Raw genomic sequence first — 21,492 nt, 5'->3', positions numbered from 1 at the left:
ATGTTATTGATTCGACATTCAATTGGGAGCCGGCTATTTTATCAAACAGAAGAATATGAGATTCATCCAGAACAAGATAGGTGGGTCATTTCTATCAAAATTTCCGAAGAAGAGGCCAAAGAGGTCATCAAATTTAAAGAAGAATTAAATCTATTTGATGTCGAGGAAAACCAAAAGACTTGGTACTATACATCGGATGGAAGTGTTGAGTTTAATAAGGACAAGTGCATAATTATGATTATTGCAGATCATAAAACAGTATATCCAGTATAACTTTATTCAGTCGGGATTCAAACTCCGACTGAATAAAGTTATAGCCTCCGGCGGATGCCACAGATTTTCAATGGTAATTTTTCAAGCAAAAGATCAAAGATGAAGAACGCCACTTCCTGTGGCAACGTCATTGTGATTTACCTCGTGTGGGCCTAAAAAGTTTGGACCCAAATACGCCAAGGCGCATTTGATTAAATATTAGCTTGAAAGGGTGTTTTGTAATGGCAAAGGTAGGTATTATTTTAGGTAGTCTTCGAAAAGAATCTTTTTCAAAAAAACTTGCAAATAATGTAGCAGCATTATTCCCGGAAGGATATGAAGCTGAAATTGTTGAGATTGGGAATCTAGCTTTGTATAATCAAGATTTCGACGATGAGAACAATGCACCGGCTGAGTATACCGCATTTCGTAACAAAATGAAGGAAATTGATGCAGTTTTATTTGTCACCCCGGAGTATAATCGTTCTGTACCAGCTGTCTTAAAGAATGCATTGGATGTGGGATCCCGTCCTTACGGCGCAAGCGTATGGAATGGAAAGCCGGCAGCAATTATTAGCCAATCCCCAGGAAACCTAAGTGCTTTTGGTGCAAACCATCATTTACGTCAATCTCTCGTATTCTTGAATATGCCAATCGTTCAACAACCTGAGGCATATATAGGGAATGTTGTAGGATTATTAGATGAAGCAAGTAAAATCAAGGATGAAGGTACGGTAGAATTTTTACAATCCTTTGTGAATGCATTTGTTGATTTAATAAGAAGATATCAAAGCTAATTTTTATATGGAAAAGTAAAGGCAGTATTTATCCGTTTTAGGATAGGTGCTGCCTTCTTTCATTTTTGTTGCAAATTCAACAAAGTTTGATTTAATTAAATATTAGAAAAAGCATAGAGGTAAAAACAGGTACCAATTTGGGTGAAATTAGGGAATATAAAACTAGCAAACCCCTGAAAATGATTGAATATAGAAAGGAGCGATATATTATCATGTCTATAAGTATAAAAAAGTGCAGCATGGAAGATTTACATATTCTTCAAGAAGTAAGCGTTGAAACATTCAACGATACATTTAGAGATCAGAATTCGCCAGAAAATATGGCTGCCTATTTAGAAAAGGCATTTAACATGAAACAGCTAGAAAAGGAATTGTCCAATATCTCATCAGATTTCTTTTTTATTTATTTTAATAATGAAGTCGCCGGGTATTTGAAGGTCAATATCAATGATGCTCAGTCCGAAGAAATGGGTAATGAATCACTTGAAATTGAGAGGATATATATAAAGGACAAATTTCAAAAACATGGACTTGGTAAGGTTCTGTTTAATAAAGCTATGGAAATTGCGCTGGAACGTAATAAGAAAAAAATCTGGCTAGGCGTATGGGAAAAAAATGAGAATGCGATTGCCTTTTATAAGAAAATGGGGTTTGTTCAAACAGGAGCTCACTCTTTTTATATGGGTGATGAAGAACAGATGGATTTTATTATGATGAAAACCATATAACTTTTCCAATCCGAAGGTTTTTTCTATAGACTTTCGGTTTTTTAAGATAAGTATAAATAGATTTCGATGGTCAAAAATAACATTGACTAGACACCAATTGGTGGCATATAATTAGGACACTAAAAGGTGTCCAATCAATAAGGGAGAAGGGGCTATTGAACGAGAAAAATCAAGAGCGTGATGTTTATGTAGCCATCGCTGACCCAACAAGACGTAAATTACTACGTTTGTTGGCAGAGGAGGAGGAGTTACCTCTTTACAAGCTAACTGCTCAATTTCAAATGGGTCGAACCGCTGTTTCGAAACATTTGGCTATCCTCAAAGAAGCTGGTTTAGTTGATGATCGAAAAGTTGGTCGAGAAACAAGGTATCGAATAAATGCTACTCCATTAAGAGAAATTAAAGATTGGGTATCCTTTTACGAGAAATTTTGGACCGACAACATAACAATTTTAAGAAGTATATTAGAGGAGGAATAAATAATGGCAGAGGTTATTTTAGATTTTCAGTTTAAAAGTTCAATTAAAAAGGTGTGGGCTTCATTAACGGATTCCGACACTCTTGCGAAATGGATCATGGAAAATGACTTTAAACCAGTCGTAGGACATAAATGCCAATTCCGTAATCCAGAGTGGAATTTAATTGTCGATTGTGAAGTATTAGTAGTGGACGAGCCATACAAGTTATCTTACACATGGGTGGGTGGTCCGATTGATACTGTAGTCACATGGACATTGAAGGAAGAGGAAGGAACAACCTACTTACATCTTGAACAAACTGGATTTGCAAAAGAAGATCAAGCATTTAACGGTGCAAAATATGGTTGGTCAGGAAAAATCGATGAACTTAAAAAAGTATTAGGTGAGTTGTAAGAACAAATTTTAGGAGGCACAACATGGAAGCTTTCGCCGAATTTTTAACAGGAATTGATGACCCTTCCCACCGAGAAAAAGTAGAAGAAGTGTTTACTTGGATAAAAAATAAATATCCAAATTTAAAGACAGAAATCAAATGGAATCAACCGATGTTTACGGACCATGGTACATTTATAATTGGCTTTAGCGTATCAAAAAAACATTTAGCTGTCGCCCCTGAAGATGTCACGATTACTCATGTAGAGGATGATATTAATAAGGTCGGATATGGCTACACAAAAGGGATGATACGTATCCCTTGGAATAGTCCGGTTGACTACTCATTACTTGAGAAAATGATTGATTTTAATATTAGAGACAAGGCAGACTGCACAACTTTTTGGAGGAAATAAAAAATAGTAGATGAGGGCTTCGAAAGAGGTTTAAAGGAGTAACGAAATGAGTTTTTTTCAAGATGCAATAAAAATTTTTAAAAAGAGAGATTTATTATTTATAGAAAGCTACAAAGAGTCTGAGGATGTATATACCTTTCTCTTTGAAAAAGAGAAAGATTTAACCTGGGAAGCAGGACAACATGGTTTGTTTACGATTACTCATAAGAAAATAAAAAAACCTATAAGACCATTCACTATCGCATCTGCTCCCACAGAGAATACGATTAAAATAACAACGAGAATCAGTGATAACCCAAGTGATTTTAAAAAAGCGATGCTGGAATTGGAAACTGGAATGAAGATTAAGATGAGTGGGCCAGTAGGGTCTTTTTATCTAAAAGATAACAGTCCTTCACTTTTGGTTGCAGGTGGAATTGGAATTACACCATTCCGTGCAATGTTAAAACAACTAGAAACTGAAAATAAAGAGAAAGAAATACACCTGCTCTATTTGGATAGCAAAAAGTCATTTATCTATAAAGATGAACTCGATGCGATTACGAACAATTCTTCAATTAGTATAACTTACCTGGATTCAAGGGAAGATTTGAACCAGGAGATTGAAAAGTCTACCAGCTCATATAAAGACAATGGGGAATACTTTATAGCAGGACCAAAGTCAATGGTAGAGTCTATTTCCACTCATTTGCAAAACCATAATATTTCAAAAAAGAAGATTAAAAAGGATGCCTTTTTCGGGTATTAAAAATAATTCAAATTCAGGCTGGCTCCAACTGGGATCTGGCTTTTTTTCGCGCCTTTTAAAATCCTTCTTGACAAAATAATTTATTAAATAGTAAAATATATTACACAATTTAGTGCTTGTTTACTTTCTATAATTATATAGTTTTCTTTAGCGTAGCGTTAATAATCTTTATTGATCATATGAAAAAGAGAAACTCATAAAATAGTTATGTAGAACAAGTCGAACGGTTCATAAATACTATAAATACGGTAGACTGTAAAAAAACCAATATGGTTCGTTTAAAGTAAGCCGACAATTTTCAGAGTTTAATGGTCTTAGCACCATTAAATATTGAAATTGTCGGTTTTTTTGTTTTTCATAAAAGAGCGCACCGATTAGGGGGGAGAGGCAGAATGTTAGGTTCATTTAATCTTATTACCATGCAAGAGGCATTTTACATATTACTTGCACTTTCGACGCTAAGTGCATTTCTATTCTTACATCCAAAAGTACCTTTGAATTATGTTCGGCTCCATATTGGCATTATCTCACTACCTCCAATAATGGCTATATCCGCGCTTATTTTTAGCAGTGATAGTACGATTGTTGGGCCTTGGCGCATTGATTCACTATCGTGGCTATTGGCGGCCTTTGTTCTCACTGTTGGATTAATTGTCCAGCGCTTTTCTGTTCGTTACTTACTCGGAGATCGTTCGTATCGTAAATATTTTGCATTATTAACACTTACAACAGTTGCCAACTCACTGGCATGGTTTAGTGACGATCTTCGATTACTTTTGCTTTTCTGGGGCATTACACTTCTCGGGTTGACGCTGCTTATCGGATTAAAAAGAGAATGGCAGGTAGCTAGAAACGCTGCAAAAATTTCTTGTCTGCAATTTGCTTATAGCTGGTTTATCCTGTTTTTGGCGATTATTTGGATTACACAATCGACAGGTCATTGGAAACTATCACTCTTACTTACTGAAGACAGCATAAAACAATTTGATTCATGGGAGAAAACCTGTATCAACTTGCTTCTCATAGTTGCCGTCATTATTCCGGCAGCGCAGTGGCCATTTCAGCGTTGGTTGTTAGATTCAGTTGTTGCCCCAACGCCCATTTCTGCTGTCATGCATGCAGGCATTGTGAATGCCGGGGGAATGATTTTATCACGTTTTGCACCTCTTTTTAATGGCGATCCAGCACAGATTGTCCTCCTTATCTTAGCTAGTTTTTCCGTATTGTTCGGAACCGGTATGATGTTAGTTCAGGTTGATTATAAACGGCAGCTTGTTGGTTCTACGATTGCTCAGATGGCTTTTATGCTCATTCAGTGTGCATTAGGTGCTTATGGGGCAGCCATTATTCATGCTGTCTTACATGGATTATTTAAAGCTACTCTTTTCTTAAAGGCAGGTAGTGCCATTCGTCAAAATGTGTCCATTCCTCGTTCGCATCAACCACCGTCATTTTTATGGACCATTACTGGTGGAGCTTTAGGTGTGTTCATTGGAGCTTGCTTTTGGTTTAGCTCTCATGAGGAAACGTATCAGTTAATAAGTGCAGTCATTATAGGGTGGTCAGTGTTTTACGCTTGGAAGCAGCTTGTAGCCTCTGGGTATGGTCATATCGGACGAATTGTGGGATTTTTGACGTTTTTAATCATGGGAGTCGTATTTGTCCTTATCCACTCTGTTTTTATTAATCTGATAGATGATGTGTTTCAAACCGAGGGACAACCACCAATACTTGCTGCTGTTATACTTCTTGTGGTCTTGTTAGCGGGAAGTGTGCTAGGGGCATGGTCAGCCCATCACCGGTCATCAAATCTATATGCATTTATCTATCTTTGGCTTGTAAAATGGAGTGAACCTCGGCATGACTCGATTGATAGCCATCCAAAATATTTAACAAAACTACATTTCAAGGGGGGAATGTATGATGAGTACCACATTAGCTAAACATCTTTACATGGAAAAGGAACTTGATGCCTTTCATCTTGACATGAGTGAGTTAGTGGGAGCGGCAAGTAAAGTAATTGTGCCGCTTGGCCCTATTCATACGTTTGCCGCTCGTAGTCCTTGGGCAGGCTTAGAACAACAATCATTTGAGCAAGTTGCTCGCCGTCTAAACAATGTTTGTGATGTAAATATGTATCCAAGTGATTCTATGTTTCAGACTGCTCGTAATCAAGGAGAGATAAGCCTGGATTTTTTAGAAGCAGGGCTTCATAAGTGGCTTGATACACAGTCATTAGAACTGGCACGAGACGATGCAGAGCAATACTGCAGAGCTATTCTCTTAAATGAGGCATCTTCCGCTAAATTGGCGGGTTCTGAAATCAAGAGACTTGTAAAAAAGAGTGGTCAATTCAAATTCCAAATTAGAAAAAAACAGTATGTCCAGACCTATAGTCAGCGCTTGGAAAAGCTAGGTGACGATAAGGTAGTTATAGAGCTTAACCATCAAATGATTAAGTGGTGTAAATTATTTTTAGACGAGTCAAAGGATGCTTGGTCTATGCCGAGTCGGGAAGGAGGCTTTTATCAAGCATGGCGAAAACTTGTTAAAATGGATCCGGCACTTAATAGTAAGATTCGCAAGCAGTTGGATAATTTGCCTATTGATGCAGAAATTGCATTAAAGGAAGTATTGAACAGATTTAAAATACCTTATTCAGACATTCAAGAGTATCTAGAAGCTCATCTACTTGCCATGCCGGGCTGGGCGGGAATGATGCTTTGGCGTTCGCAGCAATCAACTACGGATATGAACCTACTAATGGACTATTTAGCAGTTCGAGTTTCTATGGAGTGGGCTTTAATTCAACCCTATTTGCCATTAAAAGAGCAGAATAATGAGAATTACATCCGGTTAGAATCCCTGATAACAGCTTGTGTTCGGTATAGTAATCTATCAATAGATGAATGGAGCAGACTGCCTTTATCAGAACTGAAAGCACGAATCACACTAGGGTTTAACTTCGATAAGATGACTCGACAGCGCCTTTGGATGGAAGCGTGGGAAAAAACCTACGAGCAGCAATTAGAGAAGATGGTGGCAGAAAACTCGAGTCAATCTGAAAAAAGTGAAAACCCGATACTAGCCCAATTCGTCTTTTGTATAGATGTGCGCTCTGAGCCTTTTCGCCGAAAACTTGAGGAACAAGGTCCCTTTGAGACATTTGGCACAGCCGGATTTTATGGATTACCGATTGAAACGAAAAGTCTTTGCAGCACCCATAGTCATAAATCCTTGCCAGTTATGAACAAACCACAACTTAGAGTAATTGAATCTTTACCAGAATTGGAATTAAAACAATATGAACAACGTGTGCGAGCAGCCCATTCTCTTGGGTCCGCATTTCAGACGATGAAACATAATATGTTTTCTAGTCTTGTATTGCCTGAAATTAGCGGCCCGTGGCTTGGTTTGCAAACGGTGGTTCGAAGTTTTATTCCACACAATACCAATTCAGCTATTCGAAAGCTTCGTAAAAAGTGGTTGCGAAATCCTTCTGCTAAACTATCACTAGACCATGGACACCATGCCGAATCAGAACTGCCGATTGGATTTTCAGAAGAAGAGAAAGTGTACTATGTTGAACAGTCTTTAAGAATGATGGGGCTTACCGATAATTTTGCTCCATTAGTGGTGATTTGTGGCCATGGAAGTCGCAGTATGAACAATCCATACGCTTCATCACTGGACTGCGGGGCATGTGGGGGAGCATCAGGTGAATTTAATGCAAGGGTGCTTGTGGCTTTATGTAATCTTTCAACTGTAAGAAGTAGTCTTGCGACAAAGGGGATTGTGATTCCGAATGAAACCGTGTTTGTAGCCAGTGAGCATATCACATCACTTGATGAGCTAAACTGGGTGTATGTTCCAGAACTTTCAGATGCAGCGAAGGAATCATTTGAACTTGTGAAAAGTGTACTTCCAAGAGTGAGTCATGAGGCAAATAGGGACCGGATGAAGCAATTGCCAAATATTCATTCAACGTGTAAAAATCCAAGTGCAGAGGCAAAGGGTTTTGCAGAAGATTGGAGTGAGGTGCGCCCTGAGTGGGGACTTGCACGTAATGCCGCATTTATCATCGGAGAACGAGAGCTTACGAAAGAATGTAATTTAAATGGGGAAGTTTTTCTTCATAACTATTGTTGGAAAAAAGATAAAAATGGTGAGTTGCTTGCAAACATTATTACGGGTCCTGCAACCGTTAGTCAGTGGATCAACTTGCAATACTATGCGTCTACTGTTGCCCCCCATTATTATGGTAGCGGCAATAAAGCGACCCAAACTGTCACATCTGGAATTGGAGTCATGCAGGGCAACGCTAGTGATTTATTAACGGGTCTTCCCTGGCAGTCAGTGATGAAGTCAGATGACGAGTTCTATCATAAACCATTAAGATTATTAGTTGTCATCCAAGCCCCAAAGGAATATCTAGAAAGGCTGCTTGGGCATAATCCAATATTTCGCCAAAAGGTTCAAAACGGATGGATTCGTCTTGCATCTATTGATCCGGAAGGTCACTGGGAGAGTTGGTCTTAATCACCTAAACTTTACGATGAAAGAAGGAAAAAATTACAATGGAGAAGTCAAAAGGAGCAATCGAAGCTGAAATTAGCAAAGAATTAACACATTGGGAAAAAAGCTATCTTGGGCGTGGCTCTGTGTCGGTTAAATCAGATATTTTACGAGATATGATTATAGTTGTTTTGCGTGGTATTTTAACCCCCGCTGAGTATTCGCTCTGTGAGGATAATCGAGGGCTTCTAGCTGTTAAGCAAAACCGAAATAGCTTGGTAGAATCAGGTGTAGATGATTTAAAAAATATCATTTATACAATTACCGGCCAGGAAGTAGTAAGTTTTTACACGGATATTAGTACAAATACTGGAGAACGAGTCATTGTTTTTAAACTTTCAGCTGACTTAGAAAGCCAATTAAATTAACGGGGTGAGTGCAATGTATTCAGACGTAAGAAGGAAAGTTTTGTTTGTAACTGACGCAGAATACAAACCAGAAGATTTAACCAAATATGTGAATGGTATCAACCCAGAGGACATAATCATCTTGAATAGTTACGGACGGGAAATTTTACAACCCTTCGGCGATATCTTGAGGGATATCATCATTACCGTTTTTCAGGAAAACATTGAAGATATCTTTGTTGTTGGGGACAAGGGGACAGGTACATCTTCCCAGCTAGGACGATGTACCTGTCCCTCTGTCCCTCAGGATAAACTCGAAACACTTGAGTATCTTTTTAAGAATTGCAGGCCGGAGTTTCTCGATATGAGTTTACGAGAGTGGCTCGAAGGAAACAAAACAGCAATCGATTATGTGCAAAAAAATGCCGATACTATTCGTAATCATCCACTAATGCCATCCGAAGTAGTTGTTCGTGGATTATTTATTAATATAGAAACCGAAGAAGTGTCAGAAGAGCCTGCGAAACCAGGAAAGAGACAGGTAATTGGATGAAATTAGAAAAGTCCAAACCTGCAAAGGCAACAAAAGAAGCAAGGTAATCCTTGCTTCTTTTAGTAGTATCCTTTATGAAAGTTAATCCTTCTTCAAACGCGCTGCCAAACGGTTGCCGGCAGATTGGAGTCCTTGGACTAAGATAATAAGTAATATGACGGTAATATACATGACATCCACTTCATAACGAAGGTGACCATAGCGATAAGCAAGGTCCCCAAGTCCACCTCCGCCAACTAACCCGGCCATTGCTGATGCACCAATTAGACCAATGGTTGCAATAGTCAAGCCAAGAATAATGGATGAACGGGATTCTCTGACAAGCACATGCCATATAATATGTCGTGTTTTTATTCCCATTGCCTCATAGGCTTCCAATACTCCACGGTCTACTTCTAATAGAGCTGTTTCCATTAATCTTGCAATATATGGAGCGGTATACACAACTAATGGGACAATTACCCCTTTAACACCAATAGATGTCCCAACAATCAGCTTTGTAAAAGGGAGGATGAAGAACAATAAGATGATGAAAGGGATGGACCGAATAATGTTAATAACAATATTTAAAATTTGATATACATACTTATTAGCTAAGGCCTTTTCTGGTCTTGTTAAAACAAGCAATATTCCAAGTGGAAGACCAATTAAAACGGAAATCCCCAATGCAATTCCAACCATTTGGAACGTTTGGATAGTAGCTTCCCAAAGGTCACTGCCCCAAAGCTCAAGAAATTCTTCTATTCTTGTTTTCACTTGCGCTCACTCCTTCCACATGTACATGATGTTGCTCCAAGAAACTTAGGGCTTTTTCAATCTCTACGATGTCACCCTTTAAGTGAATCAAAAGCTGTCCAAAGTTTTCTTCCTTTAATCGAGTAATGCTTCCGGATAAGATGTTTGGAAAGACATCAAATTTCTTACTGACTAAGGCTAAAGCTGGTTCACCTGAAGATTCTCCAAAGAAGGAAAGGGTGACTACTTGGCCTGTTTCATTTAAGGTAGTGAGCATTTCATCTGGGATATTATGTGAAAATAGGCTATTAACAAATCTTTTTGTTGTAGAATGCTGAGGGGATGTGAAAATCTCTCTCGTTGTTCCTTCTTCAATAACCTCGCCATTTTCCATAACAGCAACCCGGTCACATATCCGTTGGATGACATTCATTTCATGAGTAATAAGTAAAATGGTAATCCCAAGCTCTTTGTTGATCTTCAATAATAAGTCCAAAATCGCTTCTGTTGTATCTGGATCAAGTGCACTTGTAGCTTCATCACTTAAAAGAATCTCTGGCTCGTGAGCTAGTGCACGTGCAATCGCTACTCTTTGCTTTTGTCCACCCGAAAGCTCAGAAGGATAGGCATGATGCTTCTCCTCGAGGCCGACAATATTTAAATATTTTGTAACCCGCGCCTCGACATCTTGTTTGCTTAAACCAGTAAGCTTTAATGGAAGTGCAATATTTTCATAGACTGTTGCTGTCTTCAAAAGATTAAAGCCTTGGAAAATCATCCCGATTCGTCCGCGGGCTTCACGGAGTTTTCCATTTGATAGCTTCGTCAAATCTACATTATTCACGTTTACAGAGCCTGAATCAGGCTTTTCTAGAAGGTTCACACATCGAATAAGGGTACTTTTTCCTGCACCGCTATAACCAATCACACCATAAATCTCGCCTTTTTTTACTGAAATGGAAACATCCTTTAAAGCGTGAATTGAACCTTGTTTAGCTGTAAAAGTTTTTGAGATTCCCACTAATTCAATCATTTGTAAAACTCCCTTCTAAGCTGGTATACATCCTTTTTTCAAAAGTATTAATAGTAGTATAAGGAGGACGCAGTATCGAAAAGGTTACCACGTCCTCCAATAGATTTTTTCTTACCAAGAAGGAATAATAGAACCCTTGAATTCTTCTTCAATGAATTTTGTTATTTCTTCACTACGATAAATATCCGCTAATTTCGTAATAATTTCATCATCTTTGTTTTCAGTTCTAACGGCAGCATGGTTTACATATGGAGAATCCTTAGGTTCGATAAAAATGGCATCCTCGGAAGGTGTAAATCCTGCTTCAATCGCAAAGTTCGTATTAATCGCTGCTGCATCAAGTTCTTCTAGCTGACGTGCAATCTGTGCAGAGTCAAGTTCAATGAACTCGTAATTATTTTTATTTTCCTCAATATCCTTAACAGTCGAGTTGATTCCAGTATCTGGGTCTAATTTGATCAAGCCTGCTTTTTCAAATAGAAGGAGTGCACGTCCGCTGTTTGTTGGGTCACTAGGTAAACCGATTTTAGCTCCATCTTTAAGCTCACTTACATCCTTTACCGTTAATGAATAAACTCCCATTGGGAATGTTACAGTGTCGAATGATTTTATAAGGTCCAATTTACGGTCTTCTTTAAATGCATTAAAGTACGGCTCAGTTTGGAAAATGTTTAAGTCGAGCTCTTTTTCATCTAAGGCAATATTTGGCATAACATAGTCGGTGAAGACTTTGATTTCGATATTTAGGTCTTCTTTCTCTGCAAGCTCTTTTACTTTTTCAAGAATTTGTTCGTGAGGACCTGCTGTAACACCAATAACTAGCTTTTCGTCACTGTATAAACCTTCAGCTTTTTCGTCTTTTGAACCACTAGACTCACTGCTTCCACCGCATGCTGCAAGAACCGAAATAACTAAAACCAATAAACTAGCTAATAACCACTTTTTCATGTCTTTTCCTCTTTTCGTTGTGTATTTTGATTGAACTTTGATTAATGGACTTTATTGAAATAAAGATTTTCTACTTCACGTATGGCAGATAAGAGTGCTTCTTCTGAAATACTTATCTCCATGAAATGGATCGATTCCTGAGGAAGAGTTGCTTTTCTAACGATTTTATCTAAAAGAGTTTGATCCTCCAGATTGATCGTTAAGTCTGCTAAGCTTACTGGAAGTCCCCACTCCTGATAATAGTTTGACAGTCTTAAAATCTCTTGCAGCTTGTTCTCTAGGGCTAATTGGACCAGTATTCCATATGCAACAAGCTCACCGTGTAGAAAGCTTCTGGCTTCGGTTGCTTCGGTGAGACCATTATGAACAGAATGGGCGCCGGCTACTCTTCCTGCTTTTTCTCCAAAGCCGCCTACCATACCACCAGTCATAATAATTGCCTCAATTACTCTAACCAGTTCATCAGAGACAATTCCTTTAGAAGCAGATTGGATAGCTGCTGTGGCATCCTTTAGCAGAACATCTCTGCAAATAGAGGCTGAGAATTGTGAAACCTTAAGCCAAACCGGTAGTTCTTGATTTTTGAAAAATGAAGAAGTTAATGCCTCTGCTTCATAAAACTTCGCTAGCGTATCGCCAATTCCAGCTCGTAAGTACTTTACTGGAGCTTTTGCAATTACAGCAGGTTCAATAAGTACTAGGGTATTGGCAAGAGGGAATTCGGTGTAGTGTGTGAAAACTCCATTTTGGTCATAGAACACACTAAGAGGAGTCCATGCCGCACAGGTTGATGCAATACTCGGAATTAAAATGGATTTTATACCTGCTTTTATTGCAGAAGCCTTGGCGATGTCTAGGGCTGTTCCGCCTCCGATACCAATGACTGCCTCAGCTGAATCCGCTGATAGCTGATCTGAAATACTTTCAACCTTCTGTAATGTGCAGTGGCCTTCTACAAAAGTAAAATTAGAACTATGGGAGTTTGTTATTTTCTCCGGTAAGTATGGGCGAACTGCATTCCAAGCCTTTGTACCGCATACTATATGCATTTTTTGAACTTTAAGCTCAGATAAAAGGATTTCTAATTCCTTAAGGATCCCTTCACCAATTCTATAATGACCGGGTGCTCCTTTAACAATCGCTATGGACATATTTTTCATCCTTTCCTTCATAAAAATAAATGATCAAAAAATAGAAAATGCCTCTCATAAAGAGAGGCATAGATATACTTAAAAAGTAGCACCTCTCTCATTTTTCAAAATACATTGTATTTTGCAGGATTTAGCACCTGTTCATGTTTTTTAATTAAACATGAATGGTTGCCGGGCTTCACAGGGCCAGTCCCTCAGCCACTCTCAATAAGAGAATTTTTATTAAATTTATTTAATATTTTGATAGTAAACTGGATTTAAAGGTAAGTCAATGTTTTTTGTTGCAATTGTCTAAAATTTATAAATAAATGAGCAAAAGATTGCCCGCTGTTTCTAAATTAAACTTATTATCTTAAATCACACGTGCAGAAATAATTCCGTTAATTTGCTTGATTTTTTCTAGTATACTAGGAACGATTTCACCGTTAACTTCATTATCAATGTCAATCATTGTATAGGCATATTCACCGCGGCTTCTGTTTACCATGTCAGCGATATTTAGTTCATAGTTTGAGATAGCTGACGTGATTTGACCAACCATGTTTGGCACATTTTTATGGAATGCTGTTACTCGAGTTTTTCCTGTATAAGGAAGAGCTGCATTTGGAAAGTTCACTGAGTTTTTGATATTTCCTGTTTGCAAAAATTCTCTCGTTTGGCGAGCTGCCATAATCGCGCAATTTTCCTCTGATTCATTTGTTGAAGCACCAAGATGTGGTGTGCAAATGGTATTTTTCATTTTTAAAACATTTTCATTAGGGAAGTCGGTCATATACTTTCCTACAATACCATCTTCGAGAGCAACCGCGATATCAATTTCGTTGACAAGCTCTCCACGTGAGAAGTTAATAATGTGAACACCCGGCTTCATTATGCTGAATGCTTCTTTATTAAACATTTCTTTTGTATCTTTGGTTAATGGAACGTGTACGGTAATATAGTCAGACTCCGCAAACAGCTGTTCAATTGACATTGCACGCTGTACATTACGTGATAAATTCCAAGCTGTATCAACAGAGATGAATGGATCAAATCCAATAACATCCATATCTAGATCAAGCGCATCATTTGCGACAAGCGCACCAATTGCACCTAAACCAATAACACCTAAAGTTTTTCCTTTAATTTCTTTTCCGACAAATTGCTTTTTACCTTTTTCAACAAGTGCAGGTATTTGATCGCCTTTGTCTTCTAATGCTTTTGTCCAAGAAATACCAGCGAAAAGATTTCGGGATGTAGCCATTAAAGCAGTTAAAACCATTTCTTTTACAGCATTTGCATTAGCCCCTGGCGTGTTAAAAACAACAATCCCTTTCTCCGTGCATTTTTGAATGGGAATGTTATTAACACCTACACCTGCGCGTGCAATTGCTTTTAAGTTTTCACCAAGGTCAAGGTCATGCATATTAAAACTACGAACGACAATTGCATCAGGGTTCTCGCTCTGATCATCAATTGTAAAGTGATCATTCTTGAATACCTTTAGTCCGCTTTCCGCAATATTATTTAATGTTTTAATCGTTTTTACTTTATTTTCAATAAGTGTGCCCATCTCCGTCTACCTCTTTCCTGAACATAGATTTTAAGTATAGAAAACTTACAATTTATGAATGTCTGGATCTGCTTAAAATCAAATTCGCCTCGGCGAATTTGCGCCCAGATTTTAGGCCCACAGGAAGTGGGTCATAAAGACGTTGCCACAGGATGTGGCGTATTTAGTCTTTGATCTTACTTCTCGAAAAGTTACCTTTGAAAATCTGTGGCATCCGCCGGAGGCTAATTTTAATCATTCGGGGTATAAACCCTGAATGATTAAAATTAAACAGAAAGAGGCAAGGGACTTTCCCTTACCTCTGCCCAGGCGAACGGCTCCGACACTATATGCTCCCTCGCGGTAACCCGCGTGCGCCAGTCACATACAGCCTTTTTGATTTGTTAGTATGATACCAAGTTTTTTGATATATTTCAAGTTTTAATTAATTTTAATTTTGGGACAAAGGGCTGTCACTCTGGCCCAGGGAAATTGACATTAACTGAAATATCCTGTAAATTCAGTTATCATGATTTTAAGTACTATGACCCTAACAAATTAAGGAAAGAAGGCTTTATTATGAGTAAATCAATTGTGAAGGATGCGTACATAGAGAATATCGTAAAGGAAGAATATTTTCCTATCTCCTTTGAGGAATTGGAGCAAGAAGCAAAAAAGAAGATGTCTGTTGGGGGCTTTGGGTATGTTCGTTCAGGGGCAGGTGGAGAAGTAACCTTACGGAAAAATCAAGAGTCGTTTAACAAGTACTCCATTGTACCGAGAGTATTACGGGATGTATCAAATGTGGATACTAGCGTCACCTTGTTCGGAAAAATATACCCTTATCCTTTTTTACTTGCTCCAGTTGGAATGCTAAAACTAGCGCATGAAGAGGCCGATTTAGCTGTATCAAAAGCAGCCGCTGCTTGTCACGTACCTTTTGTCCAAAGTACTGTTTCAAGCTACTCAATTGAAGAGGTAGAGAAGGTTTCTGGTAATAGCTCGAAGTGGTTTCAACTTTATTGGTCGAACAACAAAGAGGTTTCCTTTAATATGGTAAAACGTGCGGAGGAAGCGGGTTACGAAGCAATTGTTCTCACTGTTGATACGGTTATGATGGGCTGGAGAGAAGAAGATATGAAGAATCGTTTTCACCATTAAAGCTTGGTGTAGGGAAAGCGAATTATGAACAAGATCCGGTATTCTTATCTTCCCTAGATAGTCAAGATTCAGATTCTATTATTCAAGGAATCTTAGATAATATTCACCATCCTTCACTTAACTGGAATCATGTTGCCGAGTTAAAGGAGCGGACTTCGTTGCCTATTTTAATCAAGGGAATCCTTAGTCCGGAAGATGCCAAAATTGCGGTAGAATATGGCGTGGATGGAATTATTGTTTCCAACCATGGAGGCAGACAGCTTGATGGAGTGATTGCGGCGGTTGATGCATTGCCACTTGTTTTGGAAGAGGTAAAGGGTGAAATTCCTGTCTTATTTGATAGTGGAATACGGCGCGGTTCCGATATTGTTAAGGCACTTGCATTGGGAGCGGATGCAGTTCTTATTGGTCGACCATATGTTTACGGGCTTGCAGCTTCAGGGCAGCAGGGGGTAGAGAAGGTAATTGGCAACTTTATTCAAGATACAAAGGTTTCCATCGCCTTAGCTGGTGTCTCAAGTGTTAAGGAGCTTTCTAAAATTAATCTTGTAAAATTATAATATATATTTGTTTTTCTAGGTTTGAACCAATATGAAGGACATTTGTATGTAATTCTGGTCTGAAAAGTTCTTCATTGGGATTATGAAGGACATTTCGGCTGTGATGTTACTCTGAATTGTCCTTCATCACAATTTCACTTGAAATTTATTTGTCCATCCAACCTACTTGTTTGGCCCATACACTCTGCTATCGATTGATTTGGATTCGCCTTTGAGACGTTTTGCAAGAGTTTCTTTCCAGTTTGGTGCAAGGTGTTCACACGCAGCTAGTTCTGCGGTTGCCTCCATATCATCTTTCTTTTCATGCATGATTTCATTGCAGCGGGCGATTGTCCATTCTGGATAAGGACGTTCGATCAACTTAATGGTATCGTTCTCTTTTACTGTGCCTTCTTTAACAACGCGGAAGTACCATCCAGTTCGTCCGCTTTTTTGAATTCGCAATGCAAAGTCTAGAATTCTAAAACGTCGGGCAGGTTTCCAGCACGGCTGACGAGGTTGAGATACTTGAACAACCGCTTCGCCGACCTCATATATATCCCCAATGCACACATTGATTTCATCCAGCCCTACTACAGAGAAATTCTCTCCCATTGCTCCTGCCTGGATTCGGTCATTCTGATATTCACTGTGCCACTTTTCATAATGTGTTGCTGCATAGGCAAGTACTGCTTTTTCAGGTCCACCATGATTTTTTAAATCTGCTTGGCCGTCTCCATCTAAATTTTCCTTGCCAAGCCAAAGCGGTGTTTGAATTGGCTCTTTAAAAATCCCACTAGTCCATTCTTTTTCCATGAGTTTTTTCGCATTCGGGTCACCCATTGTTTTGGGCTTCCCAATAAACAATTGATCAATGTAAGGGTGCTTTTCCATTCTCCCCATCTCCTTTAGTAACAGTTTACCATGGGACAGTTGACGAAGGAAAAAACACAGATGGGAAATGTGCAACAGTCTCTAAAGGTCGAAATATCGACCTAATAAATATGCAACCCATTTACAATGTGGATGGATCCGGATATTTTCTAGGAGACCTTTAATAATAGCCGGGCTATGTGTTTGGTCAAGAACTTGTTCTCGTAAAAGCAATAATGACTCCTTTTCAATGGAATCATCCATTTCTTTTACTTTCTCCTCGATCATCAAAATCAATTGGTCATTTGTTACGTCACCCAGCATTTGAAATACTGATACTTCTGTATGCTCTTTTTTTAGAAAAGGAAGGGTCATCCCATTTGCTAAAAGATCCGTTTTTTCCACAAGGGACTGGCACAGGAGCTCCATATTCAATGGAATCTTCTGATGCAAAAATAGCTCTGAATACATTCTTGTTAAGCCTTTAATGCAATATAGTAAATCGTACTTAGTATCCTTTACTTTTTTCCCATAGATGCGGTCAATTAGCAAAAGAATCGTGGAATTAATAAGCTTGTCAAAGTTGTGCATTTTAAGGATAAGCTTTTCGTTCAGGGACTGTGTGTACTCCTTCATTAGGATGTTTGCAAAGTCTGTATGCTGTTTAAACGATTGAAAGCTAACATAGTAATATTCAAATAGAAGATTTTTTTCATCCTTTTGTTCTCTGACTACATGGTCAATGTCTGTGAAAACTTGTTCCATAAATTGGTCAATTAAGGCAATAATTAGTTCATCTTTCGATTTAAATGAAAGATAGAAAGCACCCTTTGAAATTCCACATTGATCGGTTATTTGTTGAACGGAAGTTGCCTCAAATCCCTGCTTTGCGAATAGCTCTAATGCTTTTTCCATGATGAGTTGTTTTTTTACCATTTTTAGTTTCGCTCCCGTTGACTATCATTGACAAATGACTGAATGGTCATTATTATAAATAAATGGGTTAAATAAGTCAATCTAGGGTAGGTGTAAGTGTGAGAGGTATAGCCAATTTTGTATTAAAAAACAAACTCGCGGTTTGGTTATTAACAATTATTATAACGGTATCTGGGATTTATTCAGGTACACAAATGAAAACAGAAACGATTCCGGATATATCCATTCCTTTCCTAATGGTCATGGATGTATATCCTGGAGCAACTCCTGAACAGGTGATGGAAGATGTCTCCATGCCAATTGAAAAGGCGGTTGAGGGACTTGAGGGAGTTAAATCTGTCTATTCGAATTCCTATTCAAACATGGCCAATATTCAGGTTGAATATAACTATGGTGAGGATATGGACGAGGCTAAGCGTGCCCTGCAGTCTACGTTAGATGCAGTAAAATTACCGGAAAATGCACAAAAGCCTGTTATTACTGCAATTAGCATGAATATGATGCCTGTCGTGGCACTTAGTGTTAGTAGTTCAACAGAAGATATTGTTGAATTAACGTCAACAGTTGAAGATGTTTTACTTCCGAAAATTGAAAAGCTTGATGGGGTTGGTTCTGCAACGATCACGGGCCAGCATATTGAGGAAGTACAACTTACCTATAATAAAGAAGAAATGGCTAAGTATGACTTAACAGAAGATACAGTTAAGCAAATGATTCAAGCTAGTGACATGGCTGTATCATTAGGTCTTTTTGAATTTGAAGAAGGTGAACAAGCTGTTGCGGTTGACGGAAAGTTCATGACGGCGGCTGAATTGAAGGAAATGTTAATTCCTGTTACGCCTTCTGAAGACAATCCTGTACCATTTGTGAAGCTTGGTAAAATTGCAACAATTCAAGAGGTTGGACGTGTTCAATCTGTATCTCGTACGAACGGAAAAGACGCAATTGCCATTCAAATTGTAAAAGAGCAGCAAGCAAACACAGTGGATGTTGTTAATAAAGTAAAAGACCTTGTCAAGGATGAGCAAGAAAGAATTGAAGGACTTACTATCGATGTATCGCTTGACCAAGGTGAGCCAATTGAACGATCTGTTTCAACAATGGTGGAAAAAGCACTATTTGGTGGATTAATTGCGGTATTAATCATTTTACTTTTCCTACGTAATTTTAGATCAACAATTATTTCAATTATCTCAATTCCTGTCTCCATTTTTATGGCATTATTGCTATTAAAATGGATGGATATTACGTTAAACTTAATGACGCTTGGAGCTGTTACCGTCGCAATCGGACGGGTTATTGATGACTCCATTGTAGTTGTAGAAAACATTTATCGACGACTCCATTTAAAAGAAGAGAAATTAAATGGTCGTGCGTTAATTCGTGAAGCAACGATTGAAATGTTCAAACCAATCCTATCATCTACATTAGTTACGGTTGCAGTATTTGCACCACTTATTTTTGTAGGAGGAATGGTTGGAGAATTGTTCATGCCATTCGCATTAACAATGACTTTCGCATTAGGTGCTTCCTTACTAGTGGCAATCACAATTGTACCTGCTTTATCCCATACCTTATTTAAAAAGCAGCTTTATATTGAAAAAACAGAGGCGAAGCATAAAGAAGCAGGAAAGCTTGCGAACTGGTATAAAGGTATTTTAAATTGGTCATTGAACCATAAAATCATTGTGTCTGTGCTTTCTGTTTTACTATTAGCAGGTAGTTTAGCATTAACACCGCTCATCGGTTTTAGTTTTATGGGTAGTGAAGAGGAAAAGGTTATGTATTTAACCTACACTCCAGGTACTGGTGAGTTAATGGATGAAACACTTGATAATGTAGCTGTCGTTGAAGACGAACTTTTAAAACGGGATGATATTGATATTCTTCAAGTTTCGGTAACTGAAAGTGGAGATCCGATGGCTGCGATGATGGGAGGCGGAGGTGACGGTGCACTGATGTACCTCATTTTTGACCCAGAAATGGAGAACTTCCCAGAGGTCCGTGAAGAAATTGAGGAATATATGTTCAATATTGGCCAATCCGGTGAGTGGAAGAGCCAGAACTTCACGTCTATGTCTATGAATTCAAGTGAAGTAAGTTATACATTGTATAGTGAAGATTTAAATAAACTATATGACGCAGTTGAACAGGTTGAAAATGTCATGAAGGATGCAGACAGCCTGAAGGATGTTTCTTCAAGTACCGAGGATGCGTATATCGAATACACATTTAATGTCGAGCAGGATGAACTATTGCAATATGGACTTACAACAGGCCAAATTGTCATGATGTTAAACCCTAATCGTTCACAAGAAGTTTTAACAACTGTTGAAAAAGATGGGAATACATTAGAGGTTGTCGTTCAGCAGGAAAAAGTAGCTGCACCTAAATCAATCGATGACCTTCTGGCGACTCAAGTGCCAACAGCAATGGGTACAACAATGCCACTTTCTGATTTGGTAACGGTGAAAGAAGGAACAACCTTAAATACACTTGCTCGTAGTAAGGGTGAATACTATGCTTCCGTTTCAGGAAACATAATCGGCGACGATATTTCAAAGGTAACATCAAAGGTTGGAAAAGAAATTGACGAACTTGACCTTCCAAAAGGTGTAACACTTGGGGTAGCTGGTGTTCAAGCAGATATGGTTGAAACCTTTACTCAGCTTGGTCTTGCAATGCTTGCTGCGATTGCAATTGTTTACTTTATTCTTGTTGTAACATTTGGTGAAGGGGTTGCACCATTTGCGATTCTGTTCTCCCTTCCATTCGCAATCATTGGTTCGTTTGTTGGATTGTTGATTGCAGGCGAAACCATTTCCGTCTCAGTTATGATGGGTCTCTTAATGTTGATCGGTATCGTCGTAACGAACGCGATTGTTCTTGTAGACCGTATCATTCATATGGAACGGGATGGTCTGACAATGCGTGAAGCCGTTCTTGAAGCGGGGTCAACACGTTTACGTCCAATCCTAATGACGGCAATTGCGACAATTGGTGCGTTAATTCCTTTAGTACTAGGTGAAGGTGGAGGTGGCTTAATTTCGAAAGGGCTTGGTATTACCGTAATCGGTGGACTAGCAAGTTCGACTTTATTAACACTTCTAGTCGTTCCAATTGTTTATGAAATTTTATCAAAAATGTTTAAGAAAGACCGGAAAAACATTCAAGAAAACTAATCAATTACGCCCTACAAGGTTATACATATCTTGTAGGGCTTTTTTAACTTTATCTAATCGGGGCTTGAACCCCGTCTATATAAAAGTTAAAGCCTCCGGCGGAGACATGTGATTTTCAATGGAAACTTTTCAGCAT

Annotated in this window: 19 protein-coding genes, 1 pseudogene and 2 riboswitches; of the genes and pseudogenes, 13 read left to right on the top strand and 7 right to left on the bottom strand. The window is 38.5% G+C overall.

Annotation, left to right across the window (positions count from 1 at the left end):
• The 11 genes from V7112_RS09525 (at window position 1) to V7112_RS09475 (ending at window position 9,267) form a co-directional block, all read left to right on the top strand.
• Window positions 1-273 (top strand): hypothetical protein, encoded by a 273-nt coding sequence (locus V7112_RS09525; protein ID WP_335418236.1) that lies wholly within the window; start codon window positions 1-3, stop codon window positions 271-273.
• Between the two features lie 221 nt (window positions 274-494).
• Window positions 495-1,049 (top strand): NADPH-dependent FMN reductase, encoded by a 555-nt coding sequence (locus V7112_RS09520; protein WP_335418234.1) that lies wholly within the window; start codon window positions 495-497, stop codon window positions 1,047-1,049.
• A gap of 212 nt (window positions 1,050-1,261) precedes the next feature.
• Complete coding sequence (locus tag V7112_RS09515; protein ID WP_335418231.1) at window positions 1,262-1,777, top strand: GNAT family N-acetyltransferase; 516 nt, start codon at window positions 1,262-1,264, stop codon at window positions 1,775-1,777.
• 155 nt (window positions 1,778-1,932) lie between these two features.
• Window positions 1,933-2,256 (top strand): ArsR/SmtB family transcription factor, encoded by a 324-nt coding sequence (locus V7112_RS09510; RefSeq protein WP_335418227.1) that lies wholly within the window; start codon window positions 1,933-1,935, stop codon window positions 2,254-2,256.
• A 3-nt stretch (window positions 2,257-2,259) separates the two neighbouring features.
• Complete coding sequence (locus V7112_RS09505) at window positions 2,260-2,649, top strand: SRPBCC family protein (RefSeq protein ID WP_335418225.1); 390 nt, start codon at window positions 2,260-2,262, stop codon at window positions 2,647-2,649.
• A gap of 23 nt (window positions 2,650-2,672) precedes the next feature.
• Entirely contained in the window at window positions 2,673-3,044 is a 372-nt protein-coding gene (locus V7112_RS09500; protein ID WP_335418223.1) for an iron chaperone, read from the top strand.
• A gap of 46 nt (window positions 3,045-3,090) precedes the next feature.
• Window positions 3,091-3,792, top strand: a complete 702-nt coding sequence (locus V7112_RS09495; RefSeq protein WP_335418220.1) for an FAD-dependent oxidoreductase — start codon at window positions 3,091-3,093, stop codon at window positions 3,790-3,792.
• A gap of 392 nt (window positions 3,793-4,184) precedes the next feature.
• Window positions 4,185-5,735, top strand: a complete 1,551-nt coding sequence (locus V7112_RS09490) for an NADH dehydrogenase subunit 5 (protein WP_335418217.1) — start codon at window positions 4,185-4,187, stop codon at window positions 5,733-5,735.
• A complete protein-coding gene (locus tag V7112_RS09485) occupies window positions 5,716-8,331 on the top strand; it encodes a DUF2309 domain-containing protein (RefSeq protein ID WP_335418214.1) in 2,616 nt (871 codons plus the stop codon). The genes V7112_RS09490 and V7112_RS09485 overlap by 20 nt, the downstream gene beginning before the upstream one ends.
• A gap of 38 nt (window positions 8,332-8,369) precedes the next feature.
• Window positions 8,370-8,735, top strand: a complete 366-nt coding sequence (locus tag V7112_RS09480) for a DUF2294 domain-containing protein (RefSeq protein ID WP_335418210.1) — start codon at window positions 8,370-8,372, stop codon at window positions 8,733-8,735.
• A gap of 13 nt (window positions 8,736-8,748) precedes the next feature.
• The gene (locus tag V7112_RS09475) at window positions 8,749-9,267 is read left to right on the top strand and encodes a carbonic anhydrase (protein ID WP_335418207.1); all 519 of its coding nucleotides are present in this window, start codon (window positions 8,749-8,751) and stop codon (window positions 9,265-9,267) included.
• A gap of 81 nt (window positions 9,268-9,348) precedes the next feature.
• Here V7112_RS09475 and V7112_RS09470 read toward each other — a convergent pair whose 3' ends face one another.
• The 5 genes from V7112_RS09470 to V7112_RS09450 form a co-directional block, all read right to left on the bottom strand.
• On the bottom strand, window positions 9,349-10,011 hold the full coding sequence (locus V7112_RS09470; protein ID WP_438823881.1) for a methionine ABC transporter permease: 663 nt from the start codon (window positions 10,009-10,011) through the stop codon (window positions 9,349-9,351).
• Window positions 9,995-11,035 (bottom strand): methionine ABC transporter ATP-binding protein, encoded by a 1,041-nt coding sequence (locus V7112_RS09465; RefSeq protein WP_335418202.1) that lies wholly within the window; start codon window positions 11,033-11,035, stop codon window positions 9,995-9,997. Before V7112_RS09465 ends, V7112_RS09470 begins: the two co-directional genes overlap by 17 nt.
• Before the next feature lie 111 nt (window positions 11,036-11,146).
• Entirely contained in the window at window positions 11,147-11,983 is an 837-nt protein-coding gene (locus V7112_RS09460) for a MetQ/NlpA family ABC transporter substrate-binding protein (protein ID WP_335418199.1), read from the bottom strand.
• Between the two features lie 41 nt (window positions 11,984-12,024).
• Entirely contained in the window at window positions 12,025-13,134 is a 1,110-nt protein-coding gene (locus V7112_RS09455; protein WP_335418196.1) for an iron-containing alcohol dehydrogenase family protein, read from the bottom strand.
• Window positions 13,135-13,228: 94 nt separating this feature from the next.
• Window positions 13,229-13,348: riboswitch (SAM riboswitch) on the bottom strand.
• Between the two features lie 138 nt (window positions 13,349-13,486).
• Window positions 13,487-14,686 (bottom strand): phosphoglycerate dehydrogenase, encoded by a 1,200-nt coding sequence (locus tag V7112_RS09450; RefSeq protein ID WP_335418194.1) that lies wholly within the window; start codon window positions 14,684-14,686, stop codon window positions 13,487-13,489.
• Between the two features lie 296 nt (window positions 14,687-14,982).
• Window positions 14,983-15,060: riboswitch (ZMP/ZTP riboswitch) on the bottom strand.
• 184 nt (window positions 15,061-15,244) lie between these two features.
• Here V7112_RS09450 and V7112_RS09445 point away from each other — a divergent pair.
• A pseudogene (locus tag V7112_RS09445) lies at window positions 15,245-16,386 on the top strand (alpha-hydroxy acid oxidase).
• A gap of 162 nt (window positions 16,387-16,548) precedes the next feature.
• On the opposite strand, the gene V7112_RS09440 reads toward V7112_RS09445, so the two are convergent.
• Both V7112_RS09440 and V7112_RS09435 read right to left on the bottom strand, forming a co-directional pair.
• Window positions 16,549-17,259 carry an MOSC domain-containing protein gene (locus V7112_RS09440; protein ID WP_335418191.1) on the bottom strand — a complete coding sequence of 237 codons (711 nt, stop codon included), beginning with the start codon at window positions 17,257-17,259 and terminating at the stop codon, window positions 16,549-16,551.
• 81 nt (window positions 17,260-17,340) lie between these two features.
• Window positions 17,341-18,174 carry a TetR/AcrR family transcriptional regulator gene (locus V7112_RS09435; RefSeq protein ID WP_335418188.1) on the bottom strand — a complete coding sequence of 278 codons (834 nt, stop codon included), beginning with the start codon at window positions 18,172-18,174 and terminating at the stop codon, window positions 17,341-17,343.
• A 98-nt stretch (window positions 18,175-18,272) separates the two neighbouring features.
• Here V7112_RS09435 and V7112_RS09430 point away from each other — a divergent pair, with 98 nt between their 5' ends.
• Window positions 18,273-21,356 (top strand): efflux RND transporter permease subunit, encoded by a 3,084-nt coding sequence (locus tag V7112_RS09430; RefSeq protein ID WP_335418185.1) that lies wholly within the window; start codon window positions 18,273-18,275, stop codon window positions 21,354-21,356.
• Window positions 21,357-21,492: the final 136 nt, after the last annotated feature.

Source organism: Bacillus sp. JJ1566, from assembly GCF_036962685.1.
Taxonomy (GTDB): Bacteria; Bacillota; Bacilli; order Bacillales; family Bacillaceae_L; genus Ferdinandcohnia.
Note: the sequence above shows the minus strand (reverse complement) of the source record. Positions and strands in the feature narration are given on the sequence as shown.